At 67.1% G+C, this 4,608-nt stretch carries 5 protein-coding genes; all 5 read left to right on the top strand.

Annotated features, from left to right (window positions below; all coding sequences use genetic code 11):
• The coding region (gene lptD, locus QZ281_RS08745; RefSeq protein ID WP_292227260.1) for an LPS assembly protein LptD at positions 1-595 on the top strand (595 nt) is incomplete at its 5' end.
• 72 nt (positions 596-667) lie between these two features.
• Positions 668-2,014 carry a peptidylprolyl isomerase gene (locus QZ281_RS08740; protein WP_292227258.1) on the top strand — a complete coding sequence of 449 codons (1,347 nt, stop codon included), beginning with the start codon at positions 668-670 and terminating at the stop codon, positions 2,012-2,014.
• Positions 2,014-3,006, top strand: a complete 993-nt coding sequence (gene pdxA, locus QZ281_RS08735; RefSeq protein ID WP_292227255.1) for a 4-hydroxythreonine-4-phosphate dehydrogenase PdxA — start codon at positions 2,014-2,016, stop codon at positions 3,004-3,006. Before QZ281_RS08740 ends, pdxA begins: the two co-directional genes overlap by 1 nt.
• An 8-nt stretch (positions 3,007-3,014) precedes the next feature.
• Positions 3,015-3,824, top strand: coding sequence for a 16S rRNA (adenine(1518)-N(6)/adenine(1519)-N(6))-dimethyltransferase RsmA (rsmA, locus tag QZ281_RS08730; protein WP_292227252.1), 810 nt, complete (start codon positions 3,015-3,017; stop codon positions 3,822-3,824).
• Positions 3,825-3,833: 9 nt separating this feature from the next.
• Positions 3,834-4,608, top strand: a 775-nt coding sequence (locus tag QZ281_RS08725) for an aminotransferase class I/II-fold pyridoxal phosphate-dependent enzyme (RefSeq protein WP_292227250.1), incomplete at its 3' end; no start/stop codon positions are given.

Genomic DNA, 4,608 nt, shown 5'->3' with positions numbered 1-4,608 from the left:
CTGGTCGGCGGCCCGCAGCGCCAGCCTGTTCGTGGGGCGCAGCTATCGCGCCGACGAAGAAAACGCCTTCCGCACCACCATTCCCGACAGCCCGACGGGCGATCTCTATGATCCGACGGGCCTGGCCTCATCGACTTCGGACTGGGTGGTTCAGGGCAGCTATTCGCCGTCGGACCGCATTCGCAGCTGGGCGCACGCCACCATCGACGGATCGGGCGACATCCGCCGCGCAGAAGCCGCGCTGGACGGACGCTGGGGCCGCCGCAACGCCGCCACCGTCAGCTATATCGTGGACCGCTCCAACCCGCTGGCGGGCGACCTGAACCGCAACTACGAGTTCATTCAGCTGGCGGGGCAGCAGTTCCTGTACGGCAACTGGGGCGTGGCCCTGGCCGGGATCGCTGATCTGGAGCGGGACATCATCACGCGTTCGGAAATCGGCGTCCTCTATGATGACGATTGCCTGCGCGTCGAGTTCGGTTTCCGCCGCGATAATACGCGCGTTCGCGACAGCGGGCGGTCCGATGGGGTGTATATCCGCCTAAACCTCGCCACTTTCGGAGGTTCAGGTTATGGACAGAGCGACATACGTTGAGCATGACGCTTTACGGGGCGCGACCGCTGACCACGATGGCCGACGGACCGCTGTGAGGAATCAGGAAGACCTATGGGTTTGATGCGTTATTCGACGGGGGCTGCGCTCGCGGCGTTCCTCCTCGCCGGTTCGGCCTATGGTCAGACGGCTCCCGCTCCTGGCGCAGTCGCCGGTGCGCCGAATCCGGCCGCCGAGGTGGCCCCTGCGCCGCAAACCGCGACGCAACCCCAGTTCCAGCTGGCCGACGGCATCGTGGCCACGGTCAACGACAAGATCATCACCGGTTTTGATCTGCGCCAGCGGATGCTGATGCTGATCGCCTCGGCCCAGGTGCAGCCGACCGAGGAAAACCTGCCCGCCATTCAGCAGGCCGCCCTGAACAACCTCATCGAAGACCGCCTCAAGGCGCAGGAGATGACCAAGTTCAAGCAATTGACGGTCACCGCCGCCGACATCGAAGAAGAAATCACCGACATGGCGCGCCGTGCCGGCACGACGCCTGCGGAATACATGCACTTCCTCGAAGAAGGCGGCATCAACCCTGAAGCCTTCCGCGAGAACCTGCGCATCGAGATCGGCTGGCAGCGCCTGACCGGCGGTCGCTTCGGCTCGCGCGCCCGCGCCAGCACCCTGCAGGTCGATCAGGAAATCCGCCGCCTGAACGAAGCCGCGGCCCAGCCGCAGTATCTGCTCGGCGAAATCTACATCGAAGCCGCCCGCGTCGGCGGCCAGCAGGCCGCGCTGAACGGCGCGCGCCAACTGGTGCAGCAGATCATTCAGGGCGCGCCGTTCCAGGCCGTCGCCCAGCAGTTCTCGTCGGCGCCTTCGGCCTCGTCTCGCGTTCCCGGCGATGCGGGCTGGGTCATCAAGGCCTCGCTCCAGCCGCCGCTGCAGGCCGCACTGGACCAGCTTCAGCCCGGCCAGTTGTCCAACCCGATCCCGGTCGAGGGCGGCGTCTATATCCTGTATCTGCGTGACAAACGCGACGGCGCCTCGACCAGTCTGGCGTCGCTGAAACAGGTGATGGTCGAGCTGCCGGAAGCAGCCACCGAGGCCCAGATCACCGCTGCGACCCGCACGCTGGAAGCCATGCGTCAGGGCCTGACCTGCGACAGCATCCTTTCCACGGCCCGCGCTACGTCAGGCGTGACCGGCGCGGACCTGGGCGAATCGGACATCGCCAACCTGGCGCCCCAGTTCCAGCAGTTCGCCCGCACCAGCGAGGTCGGCGCCATCTCCACGCCGATCCGCACGCCTCTGGGCCTGCACCTGGTCGCCCTGTGCGGTCGTCGCGTCGGCGGGCCGGAAGCCCCGTCGCGCCAGCAGGTCGAAAACCGCCTGCGCGGCCAGAACCTGTCGGTGCTTGAGCGTCGCTATCTGCGCGACATCCGCAACGACGCCCTGATCGAGTTCAAATAATGAAGCCTCTGGTTCTGACGCTTGGCGAACCCGCCGGCGTCGGGCCGGAGATCATCGCCGCCTCGTGGCGCGCGCTTTCGTCCGAGGCCGCCCCCTTCGCCGTCATCGGCGACGCCGATCTGATACGGCGTCAGGGCGTGCCCGTGGCGGAGATCATGACGCCAGCGGACGCGGCGGATCGTTTCGCCACCGCCCTGCCCGTCATTCACCGCCCCCTGCCTCGTCCGGTCGAGATCGGACGCCCCGATCCGGCCAACGCCCCCTCCGTCGCTGACGGAATCGAGGAGGCGGTCAGCTTCGCCCTGTCCGGCGAGGCCTCCGGCGTCGTCACCGCCCCTATCGCCAAGGCGCCCATGTACGCCTCGGGCTTCCGTTTTCCGGGCCATACCGAGTTCATCGCTGAACTGACCGCCGACGCCCCCTATTCCGGCACACGCGGCCCGGTGATGATGCTGACGGCGCAGGATCTGCGCGCCTGTCTGGTGACCATCCACGTCGCCCTGGATCAGGTGCCGGAACTGATGACCGCCGAACGCGTCGCCCGCACCGCCCGCGTCGTCCATGAAAGCCTCAAGCGCGACTTCGCCATCGCCCGTCCACGTCTGGCCATGGCCGCCTTGAACCCCCACGCAGGCGAAGGCGGCGCACTGGGGCTTCAGGAAATCGACATCCTGATCCCGGTCGCCCGACAGTTGCGGGCCGAAGGCATCGACATCACTGATCCCAAGTCTGCCGACACCCTTTTCCATGACGAAGCGCGCGCCACCTATGACGCCGCCATCTGCATGTATCACGATCAGGCCCTGATCCCGGTCAAGACGCTGGACTTCTGGGGCGGGGTGAACGTGTCGCTGGGCCTGCCCGTCATCCGCACCTCGCCCGATCACGGCACCGGTTTCGACATCGCGGGCAAGGGCATCGCGCGCCCCGACAGCATGATCGCCGCCATCCGTTTGGCATCTGAGATGGCGAAGGCGCGCGGCGCGCGCTAACAGGGCGTGTGACCGACCAACCTTCCCTCCGCGAAACCCTCGACGCCCACGGCCTTTCGGCCAAGAAGAGCTTCGGCCAGCATTTCCTGCTGGATCTGAACGTCACCCGCAAGATCGTGCGGCTGGCAGGCCCATTCGAGGGCCGCGCCGTGATCGAGGTCGGCCCCGGCCCCGGCGGCCTGACCCGCGCCCTGCTGGAGGCCGACGCTGGCCCTGTGGTTCTGGTCGAGAAAGATCCCCGCTTCATTCCCCTGCTGTCCGAACTGGACGACGGCTCCGGCCGCCTGACCATCGTTGAGGCGGACGCCCTGAAGGTGAAAGAGGCCGACCTGGTCACCGGCCCGGCTCATCTGGTGTCCAACCTGCCCTACAACGTCGGCACGGCCCTTCTGATCAAGTGGCTGACCGGCCCGTGGCTGCCGCACAGCCTGACCCTGATGTTCCAGAAGGAAGTCGCCGAGCGCGTCGCCGCCGCTCCCGGCGAAGACGCCTATGGCCGTCTGGCCGTCATTTCGCAGGCCGTCTGCACCGCGCGCATCGTCATGCACCTGCCCGCCGCCGCCTTCACCCCGCCGCCCAAGGTGGCCTCCGCCGTCGTTCATCTGGTCCCGCTGGCCGAACGCCCCAGCCCCGAACGGCTGAAGAAGCTGGAACGCGTCACCGCCGCCGCCTTCGGCCAGCGCCGCAAGATGCTGCGCTCCAGCCTGAAGCAACTGGGCGGCGCTGCCCTCTGCGAAGCTGCAGGCATCGAACCCGACGCCCGCGCCGAAACCATCGACGTGGCAGGCTTCCTGCGACTGGCGGACGCGCTTTCCTGAGTATCTGACATGACCGTCGAACCGTTCCGCGCCATTTCTGTCAGCCGCCTGGCGCACCAGCTGAAATCCGAAGGCCGGTCGATCATCCATATGGAGTTCGGCCAGCCGTCGACGGGAGCGCCTGCCGCCGCCATCGCCCATGCCCATCAGGTCCTGGATCAGGACGCCATGGGCTATTGGGAAAGCCCCGACCTGTGCGCCCGCATCGCCCGCCTGTATGACGAGCGTTACGGCGTCGCCGTTACGCCAGATCGGATCATCCTGACCAATGGCGCATCGCCTGCGCTGGTTCTGGCGCTGAGCATGCGCTTCCAGCCCGGCGACCGCATCGCCCTGGCCCGCCCCGGCTATGTCGCCTATCGCAACACCCTGCGCGCGCTTCACCTAGAGCCGGTGGAGATTGCCTGCGGGGCGGAAACCCGTTTCCAGCTGACCGCCGCCCAACTGGAGGCGCTGGAGCCTGCGCCCGCTGGCGTCATCATCGCCAGCCCGGCCAACCCGACCGGCACCATCATCGCCGACGAAGAACTGGCCGCCATCGCCGCCGTCTGCCGCGCGCGCAACATCGCCATCATCTCGGACGAGATCTATCACGGCCTCAGCTACGTCGGCCCCACGCCGTCCATGCTGCAGTTCGCGCCCGATGCGATCATCATCAACAGCTTCTCCAAATACTGGAGCATGGCGGGCTGGCGGCTGGGCTGGCTGGTGGCCCCGGAAGCGGCGGTGGCAGAGATGGAAAAGCTGGCTCAAAACCTGTTTATTTCGATGTCCACCATGGCTC

It is taken from the genome of Brevundimonas sp., from assembly GCF_018608325.1.
GTDB lineage: Bacteria > Pseudomonadota > Alphaproteobacteria > Caulobacterales > Caulobacteraceae > Brevundimonas.
The sequence above is the reverse complement of the archived record's forward strand: the minus strand, read 5'-3'. Positions and strand labels throughout refer to the sequence as shown.

Bases quoted from the DNA above. Each gene is read 5' to 3' on its own strand.
- QZ281_RS08740 (WP_292227258.1), top strand. From the start codon at position 668: ATGGGTTTGATGCGTTATTCGACGGGGGCTGCGCTCGCGGCGTTCCTC.
- pdxA (WP_292227255.1), top strand. From the start codon at position 2,014: ATGAAGCCTCTGGTTCTGACGCTTGGCGAACCCGCCGGCGTCGGGCCG.